Origin of the sequence: Ornithinibacillus caprae (assembly GCF_009728145.1) — a bacterium.
GTDB lineage: Bacteria > Bacillota > Bacilli > Bacillales > Amphibacillaceae > Ornithinibacillus > Ornithinibacillus caprae.
In genome coordinates this window covers 25602-46124 of the sequence record NZ_WOCA01000022.1, presented here as the reverse complement: position 1 = coordinate 46124, position 20523 = coordinate 25602, and the positions used below count along the sequence as shown (strand labels likewise).

Here is a 20523-nt window from a genome sequence, read left to right as displayed (position 1 = left end):
TTTACCTTATTTATAAGGCTTATATATATTCATAACCACCATGCGTCACGTTTTTAATCATGTAGTAAGCTATAGCTTACCCACAATTTATTATATCTTTATACAAACAGAATTGCACCTATTCGTGTTGGCCATACAGTTAATTGCTTAGTTTTCAATGTGTTTTTGAATATCTTCGAAAACTTGATCAATATCTTGATCACCGTTTATCGTTTCAAGATATCCTAGTTTTTTGTAAAAGTCTAGTAACGGTTTCGTTTGCTCAATATTAACAGCCAAGCGATTCTTAACCGTATCAGCTTTATCATCATCCCGTTGAATTAACGTCGCGCCATCATGATCACATATACCCTCTTCTTTTGGAGGATTATAGATCACATGATATGCTCTACCACATGTTGGACAAATTCGACGCCCTGTTAAACGCTCCACTAAGATTTCTTCTGGTACATTCACATGTATTACATGGTCAATCGATTGATTCATATCAGATAAAAGATTTTGTAAGCTTTCGGCTTGTGCAATCGTTCTTGGAAATCCGTCTAATAAGAATCCGTCTTTACAGTCATCTTTACTTAGGCGTTCTTTCACAATGCCGATTGTTACATCATCCGGAACTAAATCCCCTTGGTCCATAAAGCCTTTTGCCTTTTTTCCAAGTTCTGTTCCTTCCTTTATTGCTAAACGGAACATATCTCCTGTTGAAATATGAGGGATGTTATATTTCTCGTTTATTTTTTCTGCCTGTGTGCCTTTTCCAGCACCAGGAAGACCCATTAAGATTAAATTCAACACTATTCCCCTCGCTCTCATTGGCAGCAGATCTTTACTTAATAAATCCTTTGTAGTGTCGCTTCACTAACTGACTTTCTAACTGTTTCATTGTTTGTAATGCTACACCAACAACGATTAGTAAGCTAGTGCCACCGATTTGTATTGCTTGAGGTAGATTTGCAAGACCACCTAATAAAATAGGTAGTACAGAAACGGCTGCTAAAAAGATAGAGCCTACAAATGTTAAGCGATACATAACGCGTGTTAGATACGTTTCTGTATTTTTACCAGGACGAATTCCTGGGATATATCCACCTTGTTTTTGTAAGTTTTCAGCCATTTGCTCTGGATTAACTTGAACAAATGTATAGAAATACGTAAACGCAATGATTAGCGCCACATAAATCAACATACCAACAGGCTCAGTATAGTCAAAAATCCATTGAATAGTTGATGCTACATTACCTTCAAAGAAACCTGCCACTGTTTGCGGTGCAATAATAAATGCAATAGCAAAGATAACTGGGATAACTCCCGCAGCATTTACTTTTAACGGTAAATGTGTCGAATGTCCACCAACTGGAGAACGGTTGACTAGTTTCTTCGCATATTGAATTGGAATTTTACGCAATGCTTGTTGGATGAAGATAACACCTACTGTTACTGCGATAACAACCAAAGCAATTAATACAACAATTACAATATTAATGAACAATTCATCACCTGGGTTTGTGAAGTATTGTGCTAATAATTGCTGTACGCCATTTGGAACGGCAGCAACGATACCTGCGAAGATCAAGATGGAAATACCATTTCCAACTCCATGTGCAGTGATTTGTTCACCTAACCACATTAAAAATGTTGTGCCACTAGTTAATACGAGTGCAATGATTAGGAATTTAAGTGGATCAGGATTTGCAATTAACAAGCCACCAGCCATCGCATTAAATCCGATTGACATAGCAATTGCTTGAACAAATGCAAGAACAACTGTTCCATAGCGGGTAACCTGAGCAAGTTTCTTACGGCCCATTTCACCTTGTTTTTTCCATTCTGCAAACTTTGGTACAACATCCATTTGTAGTAATTGCATAATAATCGATGCTGTAATGTAAGGCATTATCCCCATTGCAAAAATGGAGAAGTTTTGTAATGCCCCACCACCAAATGTATTTAAAAAGCCAAAAACATTTTGTTGGTTCATAAAATCAATAGCTGTTTTATCTGTGAACGGCACAGGAATAAATGTGCCTAGACGGAATACAATTAACATAAGCAATGTGAATATGATCTTCCGTCTAATGTCACCTACGCGCATAAAATTGGAGATTGTACGGAACATTAGATCACCTCTACTTTACCGCCCGCTGCTTCGATAGCTTCTTTAGCTGAAGCAGAGAACTTATGAGCTTTTACTGTAAGTTTCTTTTCGATAGAACCATTACCAAGTACTTTAAGACCAGCTTTTAGGTTCGATACGACACCTTCTTCAAGTAAGAGCTCAGGTGTAATTTCTGTGCCGTCTTCAAAACGATTTAGTGCATCTAAGTTAACAATAGCAAATTCTTTACGGTGAATGTTTGTGAAACCACGTTTCGGTAGACGTTGGAATAATGGCATTTGGCCACCTTCGAAACCTGGACGTGTGCCTCCGCCTGAACGTGCATTTTGTCCTTTATGTCCTCTACCAGATGTTTTACCATTACCAGATGACGTACCACGACCTACACGATTACGATTTTTGCGAGTTCCTTCTGATGCCTTCAATTCATGAAGTTTCATGCGAGCACCTCCTCTTTACGCTTTGTATTTATTAAACTTCTTTAACCGATACTAGATGAGATACTTTGTTAACCATTCCACGAACAGCTTCAGTATCCTCAAGAACTACGGTTTGACGAATCTTTTTTAATCCTAGTGCCTGAACCGTCTTAACTTGTTTTTCCTTTGATCCAATTACACTACGAGTGAGGGTGATTTCTAATTTTTTAGACATAATGTTTCCCTCCTTATCCTAACAGTTCTTCTACAGACTTTCCACGTAGTTTTGCTACGTCCTCTGCACGTTTTAAGTTTGTTAAACCATTGATTGTTGCACGAATCATGTTAATTGGCGTGTTTGCACCAAGTGATTTCGTTAAGATGTCACCTACACCAGCTAACTCTAGTACCGCACGAACTGGTCCACCTGAGATAACCCCAGTACCTTCAGAAGCTGGTTTCATTAGTACGTTACCAGAACCGAATTGGCCATGAATTTCGTGTGGAATTGTTGTTCCTACGATAGGTACTTCGATTAAGTTCTTCTTCGCGTCGTCAACTGCTTTTTTGATAGCATCTGGTACTTCTTGTGCCTTACCAGTACCAAAACCTACGTGACCGTTTTTATCGCCGACAACCACTAATGCAGCAAAACGGAAACGACGTCCACCTTTAACTACTTTAGCTACACGGTTGACCGCTACAACACGTTCTTCAAGATCTAATTTGTTCGGATCAATCATTTTTTTCATGTAAGGTTTCCCTCCTTTATCGATTAAAATTCAAGACCTGCCTCGCGGGCAGCATCTGCTAAAGCTTTTACACGTCCATGATAAAGGTAGCCTCCGCGATCGAATACAACTGATTTGTAACCTTTATCTTGGGCACGTTTTGCAACTAATTCACCGACTTTTGTAGCAGCTTCTACACTACCAGTAGACTCAACACTTAGTTCTTTATCTACTGTAGATGCACTTACTAATGTTGAACCATTAGTATCATCAATTAATTGTGCGTAAATGTGTTTATTTGAACGATACACGTTTAAACGAGGACGCTCCGTAGTTCCAACAAGATTTTTGCGAACACGTGCATGTCTTCTTTTACGTGCAACATTTTTGTCAGGTTTTGTGATCATTTAGGTCACTCCTTTCTCGCCTAACTAGCCTTACTTAGCAGTTTTACCTTCTTTACGTCGTACATATTCATTAGCGTAACGAATACCTTTACCTTTATACGGCTCTGGTGGTCTGATCGCTCTGATGTTTGCAGCAACAGCACCAACTTTTTCTTTATCAATACCTTTAACAACAACGTTTGTGTTTTTAGGTACTTCAATTTCGATACCTTCGATTGGATCGATTTCAACTGGGTGTGAATAACCAGCGTTGATAACTACTTTATTACCTTGCTTTTGTGCACGATATCCAACACCGATGATTTCAAGTTGTTTTTCAAATCCCTTGGAAACTCCTTCAACCATGTTGGCGATCAGGCTGCGAGTAGTTCCATGTAATGAACGATGTTCTTTGTGATCACTAGGACGTTCAACTGTAACTGTATTATCTTCAATTACGATTTTCATTTCGCTACTAAAGTTTCTAGTTAATTCACCTTTAGGGCCTTTTACAGTAACAGTAGTTCCGTCAAGTTTTACTTCTACACCACTTGGAATTTCAATTGGTTTAAGTCCTATACGAGACATTCGATGCACCTCCTCTTAATAAATGTTAATTACCAAACGTAAGCTAGAACTTCGCCACCAACTGCTTGAGAGCGTGCTTCTTTATCAGAAAGTACACCTTTAGAAGTTGATACGATCGCGATACCTAAACCATTAAGTACACGTGGTACTTCATCAGCTTTAGCGTATACGCGTAGTCCTGGTTTACTGATACGTTTGATTCCTGTAATTACTCGTTCTTCGTTTGCACCGTACTTAAGGAAAATACGCAGAACGCCTTGTTTGTTATCTTCAATTACTTCATAATCACGTACAAAGCCTTCTCGTTTAAGGATATCTGCAACCTCTTTTTTCATTTTAGAAGCTGGAAGCTCTAATTTTTCATGTTTAACCATGTTTGCATTACGAATACGAGTTAGCATATCTGCGATTGGATCTGTCATAACCATTACTAATTACCTCCTTCCCAAATCGGGGTTTACCAGCTTGCTTTTTTGACACCAGGAATTTGACCTTTATAGGCAAGTTCACGGAAACAAATACGGCAAAGTTTAAATTTACGAATTACAGAATGTGGACGACCACAACGCTCACAACGAGTATATTCTTGTACTTTATACTTCGGAGTGCGTTTTTGTTTCGCAACCATTGATTTTTTAGCCACAATTTTCCCTCCTTGTACTAGCTCTTAGCTTATTTTTGGAAAGGCATGCCTAGCTGAGCTAAAAGTTCACGTGCTTCTTCGTCAGTATTAGCAGTAGTTACAACTACAATATCCATACCGCGAATTTTACTTACTTTATCATAATTAATTTCTGGGAAAATCAGTTGTTCTTTTACACCTAATGTGTAGTTACCACGACCATCAAAAGCTTTTTTAGAAATACCACGGAAGTCACGTACACGTGGAAGTGATACCGCGATTAGCTTTTGTAGGAATTCGTACATACGCTCACCACGAAGGGTAACTTTTGCACCAATCGGCATTCCCTCACGAAGACGGAATCCAGCGATCGACTTCTTAGCGCGCGTAACCATTGGCTTTTGACCAGAAATCAAAGATAGTTCTTCGACTGCGTTATCTAGTGCTTTTGAGTTTTGAACTGCGTCACCAACACCCATGTTAATAACGATCTTTTCAACACCAGGCACTTCCATAACTGATTTATATTCAAATTTATTCATTAAAGATGGTACTATTTCATCTTGGTATTTTTGTTTTAATTGATTCATCATGTCGCCCTCCTTTCGTCGCTAAATTATTTATCTAATGCTTCACCGGATTTTTTAGCGATGCGGACTTTCTTTCCATCACGTACTTCATAGCCAACACGAGTTGGTTCACCGGATTTAGGATCTACTGGCATTACATTAGAAACATGGATTGGCGCTTCTTGATTAAGAATACCGCCTTGTGGATTATCCTGCGAAGGTTTCGCGTGTTTTTTAACCATGTTAATTCCTTCTACTAGGACACGTTCCTTTTTTGGGTAAGCTTCTAAAACTGTACCTTGTTTCCCACGGTCTTTACCGGAAATTACTTTTACTTTATCACCTTTTTTTACATGCATGCTTGACGCACCTCCTTACAAGGCTTTTCAATTAGTGCTTATAGTGGTTGTATAAAAGTCCGGTGAAAATGACACATCGAATTTCTTCGTTAGCTTGCTTTTCCGTTGCTCACGTATTAACTGTATACGTTCCGCTACTCAAAGCTACGCTGCCTCGAACTTCTCGGTCCTTTTCATCTTCCTTTTTACTCTCACTTATAAAACTTCTGGAGCTAGAGATACGATTTTCATGAATTTTGCATCACGTAATTCACGTGCAACTGGTCCGAAGATACGAGTACCTCTTGGACTTTTGTCATCACGGATGATTACGGCAGCATTTTCATCAAAACGAATATACGATCCATCTGTACGGCGTACACCTGATTTAGTACGAACTACAACAGCTTTTACTACTTCACCTTTTTTAACAACGCCTCCTGGTGTTGCTTGTTTCACCGAACAAACAATTACATCACCAATGTTAGCTGTTTTGCGTCCAGAACCACCTAGTACTTTAATCGTCAATAATTCACGTGCACCAGAGTTGTCTGCAACTTTTAAACGAGTTTCTTGTTGAATCATATCGCTGTGACCTCCCTTCGGATACCTTCCGAGCGAACTTTATTATATAATTACCGCTTCTTCAACGACTTCAACTAGACGGAAACGCTTAGTTGCTGATAGCGGACGAGTTTCCATGATGCGAACAACATCACCAGTTTTTGCTTGGTTGTTTTCATCATGAGCTTTGAATTTTTTAGAATACTTAACACGTTTACCGTATAGTTTGTGGAATTTATATGTTTCAACTAAAACAGTGATAGTTTTATCCATTTTATCTGAAACAACACGGCCTGTGTATACTTTACGATCATTACGTTCTGTCATTTGAGGCTAACCTCCTCTCATTATCAGTTATTTACGCTAAGTTCACGTTGACGTACAACTGTTTTCATACGTGCAATTGTTTTTCTCACTTCACGGATACGTGCAGTGTTTTCCAATTGACCAGTTGCAAGTTGAAAGCGCAAATTAAATAATTCTTCTTTTAACGATTTAACTTTTTGTTCAATTTCGGCAGTGGTTAGATCTTTTATTTCATTAGCCTTCATTGCTTTCACCACCAATTTCTTCACGTTTTACGAATTTAGTTTTAATCGGTAGTTTATGAGAAGCAAGACGCAACGCTTCGCGCGCAACTTCTTCTGATACACCAGCGATTTCAAACATTACTTTACCAGGTTTAACTACTGCTACCCATCCTTCAGGAGCACCTTTACCAGAACCCATGCGGACTTCTAGAGGTTTTGCAGTATATGGTTTGTCTGGGAAAATCTTAATCCAAACTTTACCACCACGTTTCATATAACGAGTCATTGCAATACGAGCAGCTTCTATTTGACGGCTTGTAATCCATGAAGCTTCTGTTGCTTGAATTCCATATTCACCAAAAGCGACAGTTGTACCACCTTTAGCTTGGCCTCTCATTTTACCACGATGTTGTCTACGATATTTAACACGTTTAGGCATTAACATAGAAATGTGCCCCCTTCCTTAATTGTTGTTTTTAGTTGGAAGGACTTCACCACGATAGATCCACACTTTGACACCTAATTTACCATAAGTTGTGTCTGCTTCTGCTGTAGCGTAATCGATGTCAGCACGCAATGTGTGTAGTGGTACTGTACCTTCACTATAATGTTCCGCACGAGCGATATCTGCTCCGCCAAGACGTCCGGAAACTTGTGTTTTAATTCCTTTCGCACCAGCGCGCATCGCACGTTGAATTGCTTGTTTTTGTGCACGACGGAATGAAATACGGTTTTCTAATTGACGAGCAATGTTCTCAGCAACTAGTGTAGCGTCAAGGTCTACTTTCTTGATTTCTACGATGTTAATGTGAACACGTTTGCCAGTCAAACTATTTAATGATTTACGTAGAGCTTCTACTTCAGAACCGCCTTTACCAATTACCATACCAGGCTTACCAGTATGAATAGTAATGTTTACACGGTTTGCTGCACGTTCGATTTCAATAGAAGAAACAGCAGCTGTTTTTAAGCGGTTTTCAAGATATTCTCTAATTTTGATATCTTCGTGTAGTAAGTCTGCATAGTCTTTGCCCGCATACCATTTTGACTCCCAGTCTTTAATGATACCGACGCGAAGACCGGTTGGATTTACTTTTTGACCCACTGACTATCCCTCCTTCTTTTCTGTTACCACTACTGTAATGTGGCTAGTGCGCTTATTAATTCTGCTTGCACGTCCTTGTGCGCGTGGACGGAAACGTTTCAATGTTGCACCTTCATTTACAAATGCTTCGGAAATAACTAAATTATCCGGATCCATTTCGTAGTTGTGTTCTGCGTTAGCAACAGCAGAGTTTAATACCTTTTCTACGACTGGAGAAGCACCGCGTTGTGTATGGCGTAATATAGCAATTGCTTCACCAACGTCTTTTCCTCGAATTAAATCAACGACTAATCGTACTTTACGAGGAGCAATGCGAACTGATTTCGCTACGGCTTTAGCTTGCATACTTTAGTGCCTCCTCTCATTAGCGTTTTGTTTTCTTATCATCGGCAGCGTGCCCTTTATACGTACGGGTTGGCGCGAATTCACCTAATTTATGTCCAACCATGTCTTCAGTAACATAAACCGGTACATGTTTACGACCATCATATACAGCGATTGTATGACCTACAAACGTTGGAAAAATTGTTGAACGACGAGACCAAGTTTTAATTACTTGTTTCTTATCGGATTCGTTAAGCTGATCGATCTTTTTCAATAGATGATCATCAGCGAAAGGTCCTTTTTTCAAGCTACGACCCATGGATAAACCTCCTTTCAGAGTTAAGAGACAGGACAAATTGTCCAATCGAAAATACGATTATTTTTTGCGTTTACGAACGATAAATTTATCGGTAGTTTTATTACGTTTACGCGTTTTGTAACCAAGTGTTGGTTTGCCCCATGGTGACATTGGTGATTTACGTCCGATTGGAGCGCGTCCTTCACCACCACCGTGTGGGTGATCATTCGGGTTCATAACAGATCCACGTACAGTTGGGCGGATACCTTTCCAACGAGAACGTCCTGCTTTACCAACTCGAATTAATTCATGTTCAATGTTTCCAACTTGACCGATTGTAGCACGGCAACTTGAAAGAATTAAACGTACTTCACCAGATGCTAAACGTACTAGTGTGTATTTTCCTTCACGTCCAAGAATTTGAGCTTCTGCACCTGCAGAACGTGCGATTTGACCACCGTTACCAGGTTTTAACTCGATGTTGTGAATGATTGTACCCACTGGAATGTTTGCAAGTGGTAATGCATTTCCTAGTTTGATATCTGCATTTTCACCAGATTCAATTTCTTGACCTACTTTTAATCCTTTAGGTGCTAAGATATAACGCTTTTCACCATCAACATAATTAATTAATGCAATGTTAGCGGTACGGTTTGGATCATACTCAACCGTAGCAACGCGTCCTGGTATTCCATCTTTATCGCGTTTAAAGTCGATAATACGGTATTGACGCTTGTGACCGCCACCTTGATGACGAACTGTTAATTTCCCTTGGTTATTACGACCGCCACGTTTTGCTAGTGGAGCTAATAGGGATTTTTCTGGTTTGTCTGTAGTAATTTCAGCAAAATCAGATACAGACATATTACGTCTACCATTCGAGGTAGGTTTATATTTTTTAATCGCCATCTTTTTTCCCTCCTTCACATAACTTTTTCTTAAGCTTCAAAGAAGTCTAGATCTTTACTATCCTCTGAAAGCTGAACGATAGCTTTTTTGCGATTTGGGCGGAATCCTCCGTAACGTCCCATTCGCTTGAATTTACCTTTAAGGTTCATTGTGTTTACTTTTAGAACTTTAACACCAAAGATTTCTTCTACAGCATCTTTGATTTCAGTTTTATTTGCTTTTGTACTTACTTCGAACGTGTATTTCTTCTCTGCCATTAGGTCAGCAGAATTTTCTGTGATGACAGGGCGCTTAATGATATCACGTGCATCTTTCATTATGCAAGCACCTCCCCTGCTTTTTCAGCTGCATCTTTAGTTAAGATCAACTTGTCATGCGTAAGCAAATCTAGTACGTTAACCTCTTCCACAGTAAGAACTTTTACTCCTTGAAGGTTATTTGCTGAACGGATAATAGTTTCATCTTTATCAGCAGTAACGATTAATGCTTTTTCATTCACATTTAGAGCAGCTAGCATGTTTACAACTTCTTTTGTTTTTGGAGCATCAAATGATAGGCTCTCTAAAACAACTAAACTTTCTTCTTTCACTTTAGAAGATAATGCAGATTTAAGCGCTAAACGACGTACCTTTTTAGGTAGTTTATAGCTATAGCTGCGTGGTGTTGGACCAAATACAGTTCCTCCACCAACCCATTGTGGTGAGCGAATAGAACCTTGACGAGCACGTCCAGTTCCTTTTTGACGCCACGGTTTACGACCTCCGCCGCTAACTTCTGAACGGTTTTTTACTGCATGTGTACCTTGACGTAATGATGCACGTTGCATAACTACCGCTTCATGTAATACATGTGTGTTTGGTTCAATACCGAAAACAGATTCGTTTAAAACAACATCTCCAGCTTGTGAACCATCTTGTTTAAATAGTGCTACTTTAGGCATGACATATCCTCCCTTCGTGTATATGATTAGTTAGCCTTGATTGCACTTGCAATTTTAACGACTGATTTTTTTGCACCTGGGACATTACCTTTGATAAGTAATAGATTGCGTTCTGCATCTACACTTACAACTTCAAGGTTTTGAATAGTTACTTGTTCAGCACCCATATGTCCTGGTAGGTTTTTACCTGGGAATACGCGCATTGGGTCAATTACACCCATAGAACCTGGAGCTCTGTGATAATGAGAACCATGAGACATAGGTCCGCGTTGTTGGTTGTGGCGCTTGATCGCACCTTGGAAACCTTTCCCTTTAGAAGTTCCTGTTACATCTACTTTTTCGCCTGCTTGAAAAACTTCAACGCTAACTTCTTGACCAACTTCATAGTCATCAAGATTTGCGTCACGGATTTCACGAACGTAGCGCTTAGGGGCTGTGTTTGCTTTTTCAGCATGACCTTTTTCCGCTTTGTTTGAACGTGATTCCTTTTCATCAGCAAAACCGATTTGCACTGCTTCGTAACCATCATTTTCTAATGTTTTCTTCTGCAATACGACGTTTGGCTCAGCTTGAATTACTGTTACAGGGATTAATTCACCATTATCAGAGAATAGCTGAGTCATGCCGATTTTACGACCTAAGATTCCTTTCGTCATCCGTTACACCTCCTATTAATAAAACATTAATTATAATTTAATTTCAATATCAACACCAGATGGTAAGTCAAGACGCATTAACGAATCAACAGTTTGTGGTGTTGGGTTAACAATATCGATTAAGCGTTTATGTGTACGCATTTCGAATTGCTCACGTGAATCCTTGTATTTGTGCACCGCACGTAATACAGTATAAACAGCTTTTTCTGTAGGTAGTGGAATCGGACCAGACACATTTGCACCAGAACGTTTCGCAGTATCTACAATTTTTTCAGCAGATTGATCTAAAATACGGTGATCATATGCTTTTAAACGGATTCTAATCTTTTCTTTTGCCATTATTTTCCCTCCTTTACGCCCATTTTATAACAGACATTCTCCATGAAAATTCCTTGACACCCCGCCATGGCAAAGGGGCCGGGTGTGCCAACAACCTTTCACTTCATCGCCTTTAATGACCAACATTCTTATTATATAGAATTTACTTGGTCAATGCAACCCTTTTTTATGGGAAATCTATTTTGTTGCACATCTATGTATTATACTTACTATTGTTAGTGATTGCAAGGGGTGTAGGGATTTTTTTGTTGGGAAAGTTTGGTGGCTAATAGACAAGCCTGTTTTGCTTCCAACTTATATGGTAAATCATCTATTAATATGGAATAGATTTGTGCTCTTAATCCTGTGCTTTATTCCTAGTAAATCTACGTTTATAGTAACGCTTCCCATGCATATGTAATGCGTACTTAACAGAAGAACAATCCGCTCGCTAGATTTAACAAATCCTCCTTCCGCTAACATTCTCTCCCACCCCTGTTTGGAACTACTCTAGATCACACGTCACACCATCATCTTTCACTATCAAACCAGCTAGTATACAAAAAACAGGTAGCTAATGAATAGCTACCTGTTTTATAGGTTAAAACTTATTTTTCGATTGTAGTTACAACGCCTGATCCAACAGTACGTCCACCCTCACGGATTGAGAAACGAGTACCGTCTTCGATAGCGATTGGAGAAATAAGTTCTACACTCATTTCGATGTTATCGCCAGGCATTACCATTTCTACTCCTTCTGGAAGTTGGATAACTCCAGTTACGTCAGTTGTACGGAAGTAGAACTGAGGACGATAGTTAGCGAAGAATGGAGTATGACGTCCACCTTCTTCTTTTGATAATACATAAACTTCAGCTTTGAAGTTAGTGTGTGGTGTAATTGAACCAGGTTTTGCTAATACTTGACCACGGTTGATGTCTTCACGAGCAACACCACGTAGTAGTGCACCAATGTTGTCACCAGCTTCAGCATAGTCAAGAAGCTTACGGAACATTTCAACACCAGTTACAGTTGTTTTAGAAGCTTCTTCATTAAGACCAATGATTTCAACTTCATCACCAACTCTTACTTCACCACGCTCAACACGTCCAGTTGCAACAGTACCACGACCAGTGATTGAGAATACATCCTCAACTGGCATCATGAATGGTTTGTCAGTGTCACGTTCTGGAGTTGGAACGTACTCATCTACAGCATCCATTAATTCAAAGATTTTAGCTTCATAGTCAGCGTCACCTTCTAGAGCTTTAAGAGCAGAACCTTTGATTACTGGTACATCATCACCAGGGAAGTCATATTCAGATAATAGATCGCGAACTTCCATTTCAACTAGTTCTAGTAATTCTTCGTCATCTACCATATCTACTTTGTTAAGGAATACTACGATTGAAGGTACCCCTACGTTACGAGATAGTAAGATGTGCTCACGAGTTTGTGGCATTGGACCATCTGCAGCAGATACTACTAAGATAGCTCCGTCCATTTGTGCAGCACCAGTGATCATGTTTTTAACATAGTCAGCGTGACCTGGGCAGTCAACGTGCGCATAGTGACGGCTGTCAGTTTCGTATTCTACGTGAGAAGTAGCGATTGTAATTCCACGCTCTTTTTCTTCTGGAGCACCATCAATTTGGTCATAAGCCATTGCAGTACCTTTACCAGATTTTTTGTGCAAAGTAGTTGTAATTGCAGCAGTTAATGTAGTTTTACCATGGTCAACGTGTCCAATTGTTCCAATGTTTACGTGACTTTTCGAGCGATCAAACTTTTCTTTAGCCATTTATAGTTCCTCCTTAAATAATTGAAAGTATTTTTTAAGTATATTTACAGCCAAGAAATAACATCATGTGTTATTTCTTAGCTTACAATAAAAGTTATACTTGAGAATAAAGAAAAAATCAATTATTCTCCTGCATTTTTCTTAATAATTTCTTCAGCAATGCTTTTCGGTACTTCTTCATAGTGATCAAAATGCATTGTATAAGTTCCACGTCCTTGTGTGTTTGAACGTAATGAAGTTGCATAACCAAACATTTCAGCAAGTGGTACGAATGCTTTAACTACTTGCGCAGGTCCGCGAGCTTCCATTCCTTCCACACGTCCACGACGTGAAGTTACATCACCCATAATATCTCCCATGTATTCTTCTGGGATTACAACCTCGACTCTCATCATAGGTTCTAAGATAGCTGGGTTACATTTATTTTTAGCTGCTTTAAGTGCCATAGAGGCAGCAACTTTAAATGCCATTTCATTGGAATCGACATCATGGTAGCTTCCATCATACAATGTAGCTTTGAAGTCGATTAATGGGTAGCCAGCCAATATACCATTTTCTGCTGCTTCTTTAATTCCATTTTCAACAGAAGGGATGTATTCACGTGGTACTACACCACCAACAATGTTATTAACAAATTCAAAGCCAGCGCCTTCTTCGTTTGGTTCGAATTTAACCCATACGTGACCATATTGTCCACGACCACCAGACTGACGTACGAATTTACCTTCGACTTCAGCAGCGGCACGGATAGTTTCACGGTATGCAACCTGAGGAGCACCAACGTTTGCTTCTACTTTGAATTCACGCTTCAAGCGATCAACAATGATGTCAAGGTGTAATTCACCCATACCAGAGATAATTGTTTGACCAGTCTCTGGGTTTGTTTCTGTTCTGAACGTTGGATCCTCTTCTGCTAATTTACCTAAAGCAATAGCCATTTTATCTTGGTCAGCTTTTGTTTTTGGCTCAATAGCTACAGAGATAACCGGTTCAGGGAATTCCATAGACTCTAGTATTACAAGATTTTTCTCATCGCAAAGTGTGTCCCCTGTAGAAGTATCTTTTAATCCTACAGCAGCAGCGATCTCTCCAGAGTAAACTCTTGAAATCTCTTCACGTGAGTTAGCGTGCATTTGTAAGATACGTCCTACGCGTTCACGCTTATCTTTAACTGAGTTCTTAACATATGAACCAGAATCTAAAGTTCCAGAGTATACGCGGAAGAATGTTAACTTACCAACGAATGGGTCTGTCATAACTTTAAATGCTAGCGCTGAGAACGGTGCGTCATCAGATGATGGACGTGTAACTTGTTCTTCTGTACCAGGAACGATACCTTCAATAGCTGGTACGTCAGTTGGTGCAGGAAGATAATCAATTACACCGTCAAGCATTAATTGAACACCTTTGTTTTTAAATGCTGAACCACAGAATACTGGGTAAAATTCAACACTTAATGTTGCATTACGAATTGCTTGTTTTAGCTCCTCTTTAGAGATTTCCTCTCCTTCAAGATACTTCATCATAAGCTCTTCGTCTAATTCAGATACAGCTTCAACAAGTCCTGTGCGAAGCTCCTCTGCTTTATCTTTGTATTCTGCAGGTATTTCACGAGCCTCTGCACGTGTACCTAAATCATCTTCATAGAAGTAAGCAACCATGTCGATAAGGTCAATAATACCTTCAAACTCATCTTCAGCTCCAATTGGAAGCTGTACTGGATGTGCATTAGCACCCAAGCGATCTTTTAATGTTCCTGTAGAATACAAGAAGTCAGCACCGATTTTATCCATTTTATTGATGAATACAATTCTTGGTACTCCGTATGTTGTCGCTTGACGCCATACAGTTTCAGTTTGTGGTTCTACCCCAGATTGTGCATCTAGAACTGTTACCGCACCATCAAGTACACGTAATGAACGTTCAACCTCAACTGTGAAGTCTACGTGTCCAGGTGTATCGATGATGTTGATACGATGGTTTTTCCATTGAGCAGTTGTAGCAGCAGAAGTAATTGTAATTCCACGCTCTTGCTCTTGTTCCATCCAGTCCATTTGTGAAGCACCTTCGTGTGTTTCACCAATTTTGTGAATACGTCCTGTGTAGAAAAGAATACGCTCAGTAGTAGTGGTTTTACCTGCGTCGATATGTGCCATAATACCAATATTGCGTGTCTTTTCCAAGGAGAACTCTCTAGCCATGTATTCTTCTCCTTCCTGTTAATTACTTTATTTTTGGTAATATTACCAGCGATAGTGAGCGAATGCTTTGTTCGCTTCAGCCATTTTATGCATTTCTTCGCGTTTCTTAACAGAAGCTCCAGTGTTGTTTGAAGCGTCTAAAATTTCATTAGCAAGACGTTCTTCCATTGTTTTTTCTCCGCGTAAGCGTGAGTAGTTAACAATGTAACGTAACCCTAATGCTTGACGGCGTTCCGGGCGAACCTCAACAGGTACTTGGTAGTTAGATCCCCCAACACGTCTAGCGCGAACTTCAAGAACAGGCATTACGTTTTTCATTGCTTGTTCAAAAACTTCCATAGGATTTTGTCCGCTTCTTTGTCCAACAAGATCAAATGCATTATAAAGAATTTTTTGTGCCTTACCTCGCTTACCGTCAATCATGATTTGATTGATTAAACGAGTTACTAGTTTTGAATTATAAAGTGGATCTGGCAAGACATCGCGTTTAGGTACTGGTCCTTTACGTGGCATATGTCCCCCTCCTTTCCTATCATTGCTGTCTTAAAACCTATTTATTTTTTAGGTCTTTTTGTTCCGTATTTTGAACGTCCTTGCATGCGGCCATCTACTCCTGCAGTATCAAGTGCACCACGAACGATATGGTAACGAACCCCTGGTAAGTCTTTTACACGACCACCACGAATTAATACTACACTGTGCTCTTGTAGGTTGTGTCCAATTCCAGGAATGTATGCAGTTACTTCCATGTTGTTAGACAAACGAACACGTGCATATTTACGAAGTGCTGAGTTCGGTTTTTTAGGTGTTAACGTACCAACACGAGTACATACACCACGCTTTTGTGGAGAGCTTTCATTTGTTAATGACTTTTTGAAGCTGTTGTACCCTTTGTTAAGTGCTGGTGAGTCAGATTTTTTAACTTTACTTACGCGACCTTTGCGTACAAGTTGGTTAATAGTAGGCATGTTATGTTTCCTCCTTCCTTGATTAATACATTACTAACTAAATCAAACTAGCAAGCCCTTTTGTAAACCCACACATCCAGGCGGTTCATCTTTGGGCAAAAACAAAGCTTTCGCGATATATTCATTCGCCAAAACTATCTTTTTTTATTGCTACAGTTGATGCGCTCACGTCTATACCACATGCAATTCCAAGCTTTTTCTTAGAATTAACACGTTCGCACGGAATATTCAGCGCTTTTGCTAAATCTAGTACTTTGCGTATCAGTTGCTGATCAGCATCATCCGCAACGATCACTTCACTTATTTCGCCATTTTTCATAGCCTTAAGTGTTTGTTTTGTTCCGATAATTACTTTTGACTGTAATTGCGTCACTTTCTCATAAGACATTTACTCATATCCTCCAAAGTAACAAGAATGAATCGGAAGCACCTTGAATATATTATCAAACTAACAATTTAATGTCAACTTAATTTAGATATATTTTTTAGTGCTCCCGATATATTTACTTGTTTAAACAACAGAAAACATTACTGAACTGGTTGTTCTACCTCTTCTATGTCACTTTCATCCGTTTGTTCTTCTGGAATTTGAATCTTGCGATAACGCTGCATTCCCGTACCAGCTGGAACAAGCTTACCGATAATAACATTTTCTTTCAGTCCTAATAACTCATCGCGTTTACCTTTAATTGCAGCATCAGTAAGAACTCTAGTAGTTTCTTGGAATGACGCAGCAGATAAGAATGAATCTGTCTCAAGAGAAGCTTTGGTAATCCCAAGTAATACCGGTTTACCAACTGCCGGTTGTTCACCGTTAACCAACACGGATTTATTAGCTTCTTTGAACTGATGGATCTCTAGTAATGAACCTGGTAGTACTTCTGTATCACCAGAATCAATTACACGAATCTTACGTAACATTTGACGAACCATTACTTCAACGTGTTTATCACCGATTTCTACCCCTTGCATACGGTATACTCGTTGAACTTCACGAAGAATGTAATCTTGCACACCCTCTACACCTTGAACACGTAATAATGCTTTAGGGTCAACAGATCCTTCTGTTAACTCTTGACCAGCAATTACTGCATCTCCAACAGATACCTTTAAGCGAGCATTGTAAGGAACGGCATATGAACGTGATTCTACATCACCTTGGATAACAATTTCTTGTTTATCCTTAACCTCTACAACTTCATGTACTGTACCATGAATCTCACTAATAATCGCTTGCCCTTTTGGATTACGCGCTTCAAATAGCTCTTGGATACGAGGTAGACCTTGTGTGATATCGTCTCCTGCAACCCCACCAGTGTGGAACGTACGCATCGTTAGCTGTGTTCCTGGCTCACCGATAGATTGTGCAGCAATAATACCTACTGCTTCTCCTACTTCAACTTCAGATCCAGTCGCTAAATTACGGCCATAGCATTTTTTACATACACCATGTTTAGTGTTACAAGTAAACACTGTACGGATTGTTACATCTTCAATACCTGCTTCCACAATATCTTTAGCTTGATCTTCAGAGATAACTGTATCGTTTTCAACGATTACCTCATTTGTTTGTGGATGACGTACTGTTTCAAATGCCGTACGTCCAACTAGTCTGTCTAGTAATGGCTCGATCATTTCTGTGCCATCCATTAATGCAGCAACTTTTAATCCGCGATCTGTTCCACAGTCTGTCTCACGAACAATAACATCCTGTGCCACATCTACAAGACGACGAGTTAGATAACCTGAATCGGCAGTCTTAAGCGCTGTATCAGCCAGACCTTTACGCGCACCGTGAGTCGAAATAAAGTACTCTAATACCGTTAAACCTTCACGGAAGCTTGATTTGATCGGTAACTCAATAATACGACCAGCCGGGTTGGCCATTAGACCACGCATACCAGCAAGCTGTGTAAAGTTAGATGCGTTACCCCTTGCACCAGAGTCACTCATCATGAAGATTGGGTTACGATTATCTAAGGATTCCATAAGTTTATCTTGGATGGTATCTTTAGCTTGTGACCAAATGGCAATTACTCTGTCGTATCTTTCTTCTTCTGTAATTAAACCACGACGGAATTGCTTTAACACTCTATCTACCTTAGCTTGAGCTTCTTCTAGAATCTCTTCTTTTTCAGCTAGAACTACGATATCTGATACACCTACAGTCATACCAGCTTTTGTGGAATAGCTAAATCCAAGATCTTTCATGCGGTCAAGCATTTTAGAAGTCTCACTAATTTTAAATCGTTTAAATACTTCAGCGATAATGTCGCCTAAGAATCCTTTCTTAAACGGCTTAATGATTTCACGCTTTTTAATTTCTTCTCTAATATCAGTCCCATTTTCAACGAAATAGTTTTCAGGAGTTCGTTCCTCAAGATTCACTCTTGTAGGTTCGTTAATGTATGGGAATGAATCAGGTAAAATTTCATTAAAGATCAACTTACCAACAGTTGTTAGTAACAACTGGTTTTGTTGTTTGTCTGTAAAAGTCTTATTATTCAAACTAGACGCTTGAACAGCTACTCTTGTGTGCAAATGAACATAGCCATTTTGATATGCAAGCATAGCCTCATTTGTATCTTTAAATACGGAACCTTCACCAATTGCATCTTCACGTTCTAATGTTAAATAATAGTTACCTAAAACCATATCCTGTGACGGCGTAACAACTGGTTTACCATCTTTTGGATTTAGTATGTTTTGGGCAGCTAACATAAGAATACGTGCTTCTGCTTGTGCTTCTGCAGATAACGGAACGTGGACGGCCATTTGGTCACCATCAAAGTCTGCGTTATACGCAGTACATACTAATGGGTGTAAACGAATTGCTCGCCCTTCGACTAATGTAGGTTCAAATGCTTGAATACCAAGTCTGTGTAATGTAGGTGCACGGTTAAGTAAAACTGGATGCTCCTTAATTACATCTTCTAATACACCCCATACATCTGGATGTACACGTTCAATTTTACGTTTTGCAGATTTAATATTATGAGCAATGCCTCTTTCGACTAGCTCTTTCATAATAAATGGCTTAAATAACTCTAATGCCATTTCTTTTGGCAGACCACATTGATACATTTTTAAATGCGGGCCTACAACAATAACAGAACGTCCAGAATAATCGACACGTTTACCAAGTAGGTTTTGACGGAAACGACCTTGTTTTCCTTTTAACATATGTGATAAAGATTTCAATGGACGATTACCTGGTCCTGTAACAGGGCGGCCGCGACGACCATTATCAATTAATGCATCAACTGCTTCCTGGAGCATACGCTTCTCGTTTTGCACGATTATGCTTGGTGCACCAAGATCCAATAAACGTTTTAAACGATTATTACGGTTGATGACACGACGATATAAATCATTTAAATCAGATGTAGCAAAACGTCCTCCATCTAATTGAACCATAGGTCTGATTTCCGGAGGAATAACTGGTAGAACATCCAAAATCATCCAAGAAGCGTCATTTCCTGAGTTTCGGAACGCTTCTAACACTTCAAGACGTTTAATCGCCCTTGTTCTACGTTGCCCTTGAGCTGTTTTTAACTCTTCTTTCAACGCATCTACTTCATTATCAAGATTTACATCTTGTAAAAGCTTTCGAATTGCTTCTGCACCCATTTGCGCTTTAAATGTAGCACCGTATTTATCGTAATAAGCTCGGTATTCTTTCTCAGATAATAATTGTTTCTTCTCTAATGGTGTACTACCCGGATCTGTTACGACATAAGCTGCAAAATAGATCACTTCTTCAAGTGCACGTGGAGACATATCTAATACAAGCCCCATACGACTAGGGATACCTTTAAAGTACCAAATATGTGATACTGGCGCAGCAAGCTCGATGTGTCCCATACGTTCACGACGAACTTTAGCCTTTGTAACTTCAACACCACATCGGTCACATACTACTCCTTTATATCGTACACGCTTGTATTTACCACAATGACATTCCCAGTCTTTTTGTGGTCCAAAGATACGCTCACAGAATAACCCATCTTTTTCTGGTTTCAACGTACGGTAATTAATTGTTTCTGGTTTCTTAACCTCGCCATAGGACCAAGATCTGATCTTTTCCGGTGAAGCTAAACCTATTTTCATATACTCAAAGTTGTTTACATCTAGCAAGGGTA

29 protein-coding genes are annotated in these 20523 nt (G+C 39.4%); all 29 read right to left on the bottom strand.

Features of this window, described 5'->3' with window-relative positions; all coding sequences use genetic code 11:
- Positions 1-147 precede the first annotated feature (147 nt).
- The 29 genes from GMD78_RS19320 to rpoC all read right to left on the bottom strand — a co-directional run bounded on the left by GMD78_RS19320 (position 148) and on the right by rpoC (position 20518).
- Entirely contained in the window at positions 148-792 is a 645-nt protein-coding gene (locus GMD78_RS19320) for an adenylate kinase (protein WP_155671329.1), read from the bottom strand.
- Between the two features lie 34 nt (positions 793-826).
- On the bottom strand, positions 827-2116 hold the full coding sequence (secY, locus tag GMD78_RS19315; RefSeq protein ID WP_155671327.1) for a preprotein translocase subunit SecY: 1290 nt from the start codon (positions 2114-2116) through the stop codon (positions 827-829).
- Positions 2116-2556, bottom strand: coding sequence for a 50S ribosomal protein L15 (rplO, locus tag GMD78_RS19310; RefSeq protein WP_155671325.1), 441 nt, complete (start codon positions 2554-2556; stop codon positions 2116-2118). Before rplO ends, secY begins: the two co-directional genes overlap by 1 nt.
- Positions 2557-2587: 31 nt before the next feature.
- On the bottom strand, positions 2588-2770 hold the full coding sequence (gene rpmD / locus GMD78_RS19305) for a 50S ribosomal protein L30 (RefSeq protein WP_155671323.1): 183 nt from the start codon (positions 2768-2770) through the stop codon (positions 2588-2590).
- 13 nt (positions 2771-2783) lie between these two features.
- Positions 2784-3287, bottom strand: a complete 504-nt coding sequence (rpsE, locus tag GMD78_RS19300; RefSeq protein WP_155671321.1) for a 30S ribosomal protein S5 — start codon at positions 3285-3287, stop codon at positions 2784-2786.
- Positions 3288-3310: 23 nt separating this feature from the next.
- Complete coding sequence (rplR, locus tag GMD78_RS19295; RefSeq protein WP_155671319.1) at positions 3311-3673, bottom strand: 50S ribosomal protein L18; 363 nt, start codon at positions 3671-3673, stop codon at positions 3311-3313.
- Positions 3674-3703: 30 nt separating this feature from the next.
- Positions 3704-4240 carry a 50S ribosomal protein L6 gene (gene rplF, locus GMD78_RS19290; protein ID WP_155671317.1) on the bottom strand — a complete coding sequence of 179 codons (537 nt, stop codon included), beginning with the start codon at positions 4238-4240 and terminating at the stop codon, positions 3704-3706.
- A gap of 29 nt (positions 4241-4269) precedes the next feature.
- Positions 4270-4668 carry a 30S ribosomal protein S8 gene (gene rpsH, locus GMD78_RS19285; RefSeq protein WP_155671315.1) on the bottom strand — a complete coding sequence of 133 codons (399 nt, stop codon included), beginning with the start codon at positions 4666-4668 and terminating at the stop codon, positions 4270-4272.
- 29 nt (positions 4669-4697) lie between these two features.
- Entirely contained in the window at positions 4698-4883 is a 186-nt protein-coding gene (rpsN, locus tag GMD78_RS19280; protein ID WP_017473651.1) for a 30S ribosomal protein S14, read from the bottom strand.
- A 29-nt stretch (positions 4884-4912) separates the two neighbouring features.
- Positions 4913-5452, bottom strand: coding sequence for a 50S ribosomal protein L5 (rplE, locus tag GMD78_RS19275; protein ID WP_155671313.1), 540 nt, complete (start codon positions 5450-5452; stop codon positions 4913-4915).
- 26 nt (positions 5453-5478) lie between these two features.
- The gene (rplX, locus tag GMD78_RS19270; RefSeq protein ID WP_155671311.1) at positions 5479-5790 is read right to left on the bottom strand and encodes a 50S ribosomal protein L24; all 312 of its coding nucleotides are present in this window, start codon (positions 5788-5790) and stop codon (positions 5479-5481) included.
- 195 nt (positions 5791-5985) lie between these two features.
- Positions 5986-6354, bottom strand: coding sequence for a 50S ribosomal protein L14 (rplN, locus tag GMD78_RS19265; protein ID WP_155671309.1), 369 nt, complete (start codon positions 6352-6354; stop codon positions 5986-5988).
- A gap of 42 nt (positions 6355-6396) precedes the next feature.
- Positions 6397-6660 (bottom strand): 30S ribosomal protein S17, encoded by a 264-nt coding sequence (gene rpsQ / locus GMD78_RS19260; RefSeq protein WP_090872370.1) that lies wholly within the window; start codon positions 6658-6660, stop codon positions 6397-6399.
- A gap of 23 nt (positions 6661-6683) precedes the next feature.
- A complete protein-coding gene (rpmC, locus tag GMD78_RS19255) occupies positions 6684-6884 on the bottom strand; it encodes a 50S ribosomal protein L29 (protein ID WP_155671369.1) in 201 nt (66 codons plus the stop codon).
- Positions 6874-7308 carry a 50S ribosomal protein L16 gene (gene rplP / locus GMD78_RS19250; protein WP_155671307.1) on the bottom strand — a complete coding sequence of 145 codons (435 nt, stop codon included), beginning with the start codon at positions 7306-7308 and terminating at the stop codon, positions 6874-6876. Before rplP ends, rpmC begins: the two co-directional genes overlap by 11 nt.
- Positions 7309-7326: 18 nt before the next feature.
- A complete protein-coding gene (gene rpsC, locus GMD78_RS19245) occupies positions 7327-7968 on the bottom strand; it encodes a 30S ribosomal protein S3 (protein ID WP_343042445.1) in 642 nt (213 codons plus the stop codon).
- A 3-nt stretch (positions 7969-7971) separates the two neighbouring features.
- Entirely contained in the window at positions 7972-8313 is a 342-nt protein-coding gene (rplV, locus tag GMD78_RS19240) for a 50S ribosomal protein L22 (protein ID WP_155671305.1), read from the bottom strand.
- A gap of 19 nt (positions 8314-8332) precedes the next feature.
- A complete protein-coding gene (gene rpsS / locus GMD78_RS19235) occupies positions 8333-8611 on the bottom strand; it encodes a 30S ribosomal protein S19 (protein ID WP_155671303.1) in 279 nt (92 codons plus the stop codon).
- A 57-nt stretch (positions 8612-8668) separates the two neighbouring features.
- A complete protein-coding gene (rplB, locus tag GMD78_RS19230) occupies positions 8669-9499 on the bottom strand; it encodes a 50S ribosomal protein L2 (protein ID WP_155671301.1) in 831 nt (276 codons plus the stop codon).
- A 29-nt stretch (positions 9500-9528) separates the two neighbouring features.
- Entirely contained in the window at positions 9529-9816 is a 288-nt protein-coding gene (gene rplW / locus GMD78_RS19225; protein WP_155671299.1) for a 50S ribosomal protein L23, read from the bottom strand.
- A complete protein-coding gene (gene rplD, locus GMD78_RS19220) occupies positions 9816-10439 on the bottom strand; it encodes a 50S ribosomal protein L4 (protein ID WP_155671297.1) in 624 nt (207 codons plus the stop codon). Before rplD ends, rplW begins: the two co-directional genes overlap by 1 nt.
- Before the next feature lie 26 nt (positions 10440-10465).
- Positions 10466-11095, bottom strand: a complete 630-nt coding sequence (rplC, locus tag GMD78_RS19215) for a 50S ribosomal protein L3 (RefSeq protein ID WP_155671295.1) — start codon at positions 11093-11095, stop codon at positions 10466-10468.
- Between the two features lie 30 nt (positions 11096-11125).
- Entirely contained in the window at positions 11126-11434 is a 309-nt protein-coding gene (rpsJ, locus tag GMD78_RS19210) for a 30S ribosomal protein S10 (protein ID WP_072890015.1), read from the bottom strand.
- 587 nt (positions 11435-12021) lie between these two features.
- Positions 12022-13212 carry an elongation factor Tu gene (tuf, locus tag GMD78_RS19205; protein ID WP_155671293.1) on the bottom strand — a complete coding sequence of 397 codons (1191 nt, stop codon included), beginning with the start codon at positions 13210-13212 and terminating at the stop codon, positions 12022-12024.
- A gap of 122 nt (positions 13213-13334) precedes the next feature.
- A complete protein-coding gene (gene fusA, locus GMD78_RS19200) occupies positions 13335-15413 on the bottom strand; it encodes an elongation factor G (protein ID WP_155671291.1) in 2079 nt (692 codons plus the stop codon).
- A 42-nt stretch (positions 15414-15455) separates the two neighbouring features.
- The gene (gene rpsG / locus GMD78_RS19195; protein ID WP_155671289.1) at positions 15456-15926 is read right to left on the bottom strand and encodes a 30S ribosomal protein S7; all 471 of its coding nucleotides are present in this window, start codon (positions 15924-15926) and stop codon (positions 15456-15458) included.
- 41 nt (positions 15927-15967) lie between these two features.
- Positions 15968-16381 (bottom strand): 30S ribosomal protein S12, encoded by a 414-nt coding sequence (gene rpsL / locus GMD78_RS19190; RefSeq protein ID WP_155671287.1) that lies wholly within the window; start codon positions 16379-16381, stop codon positions 15968-15970.
- Positions 16382-16502: 121 nt separating this feature from the next.
- Positions 16503-16769 (bottom strand): ribosomal L7Ae/L30e/S12e/Gadd45 family protein, encoded by a 267-nt coding sequence (locus GMD78_RS19185; RefSeq protein WP_155671285.1) that lies wholly within the window; start codon positions 16767-16769, stop codon positions 16503-16505.
- 140 nt (positions 16770-16909) lie between these two features.
- Entirely contained in the window at positions 16910-20518 is a 3609-nt protein-coding gene (gene rpoC / locus GMD78_RS19180) for a DNA-directed RNA polymerase subunit beta' (protein WP_155671284.1), read from the bottom strand.
- Positions 20519-20523: the final 5 nt, after the last annotated feature.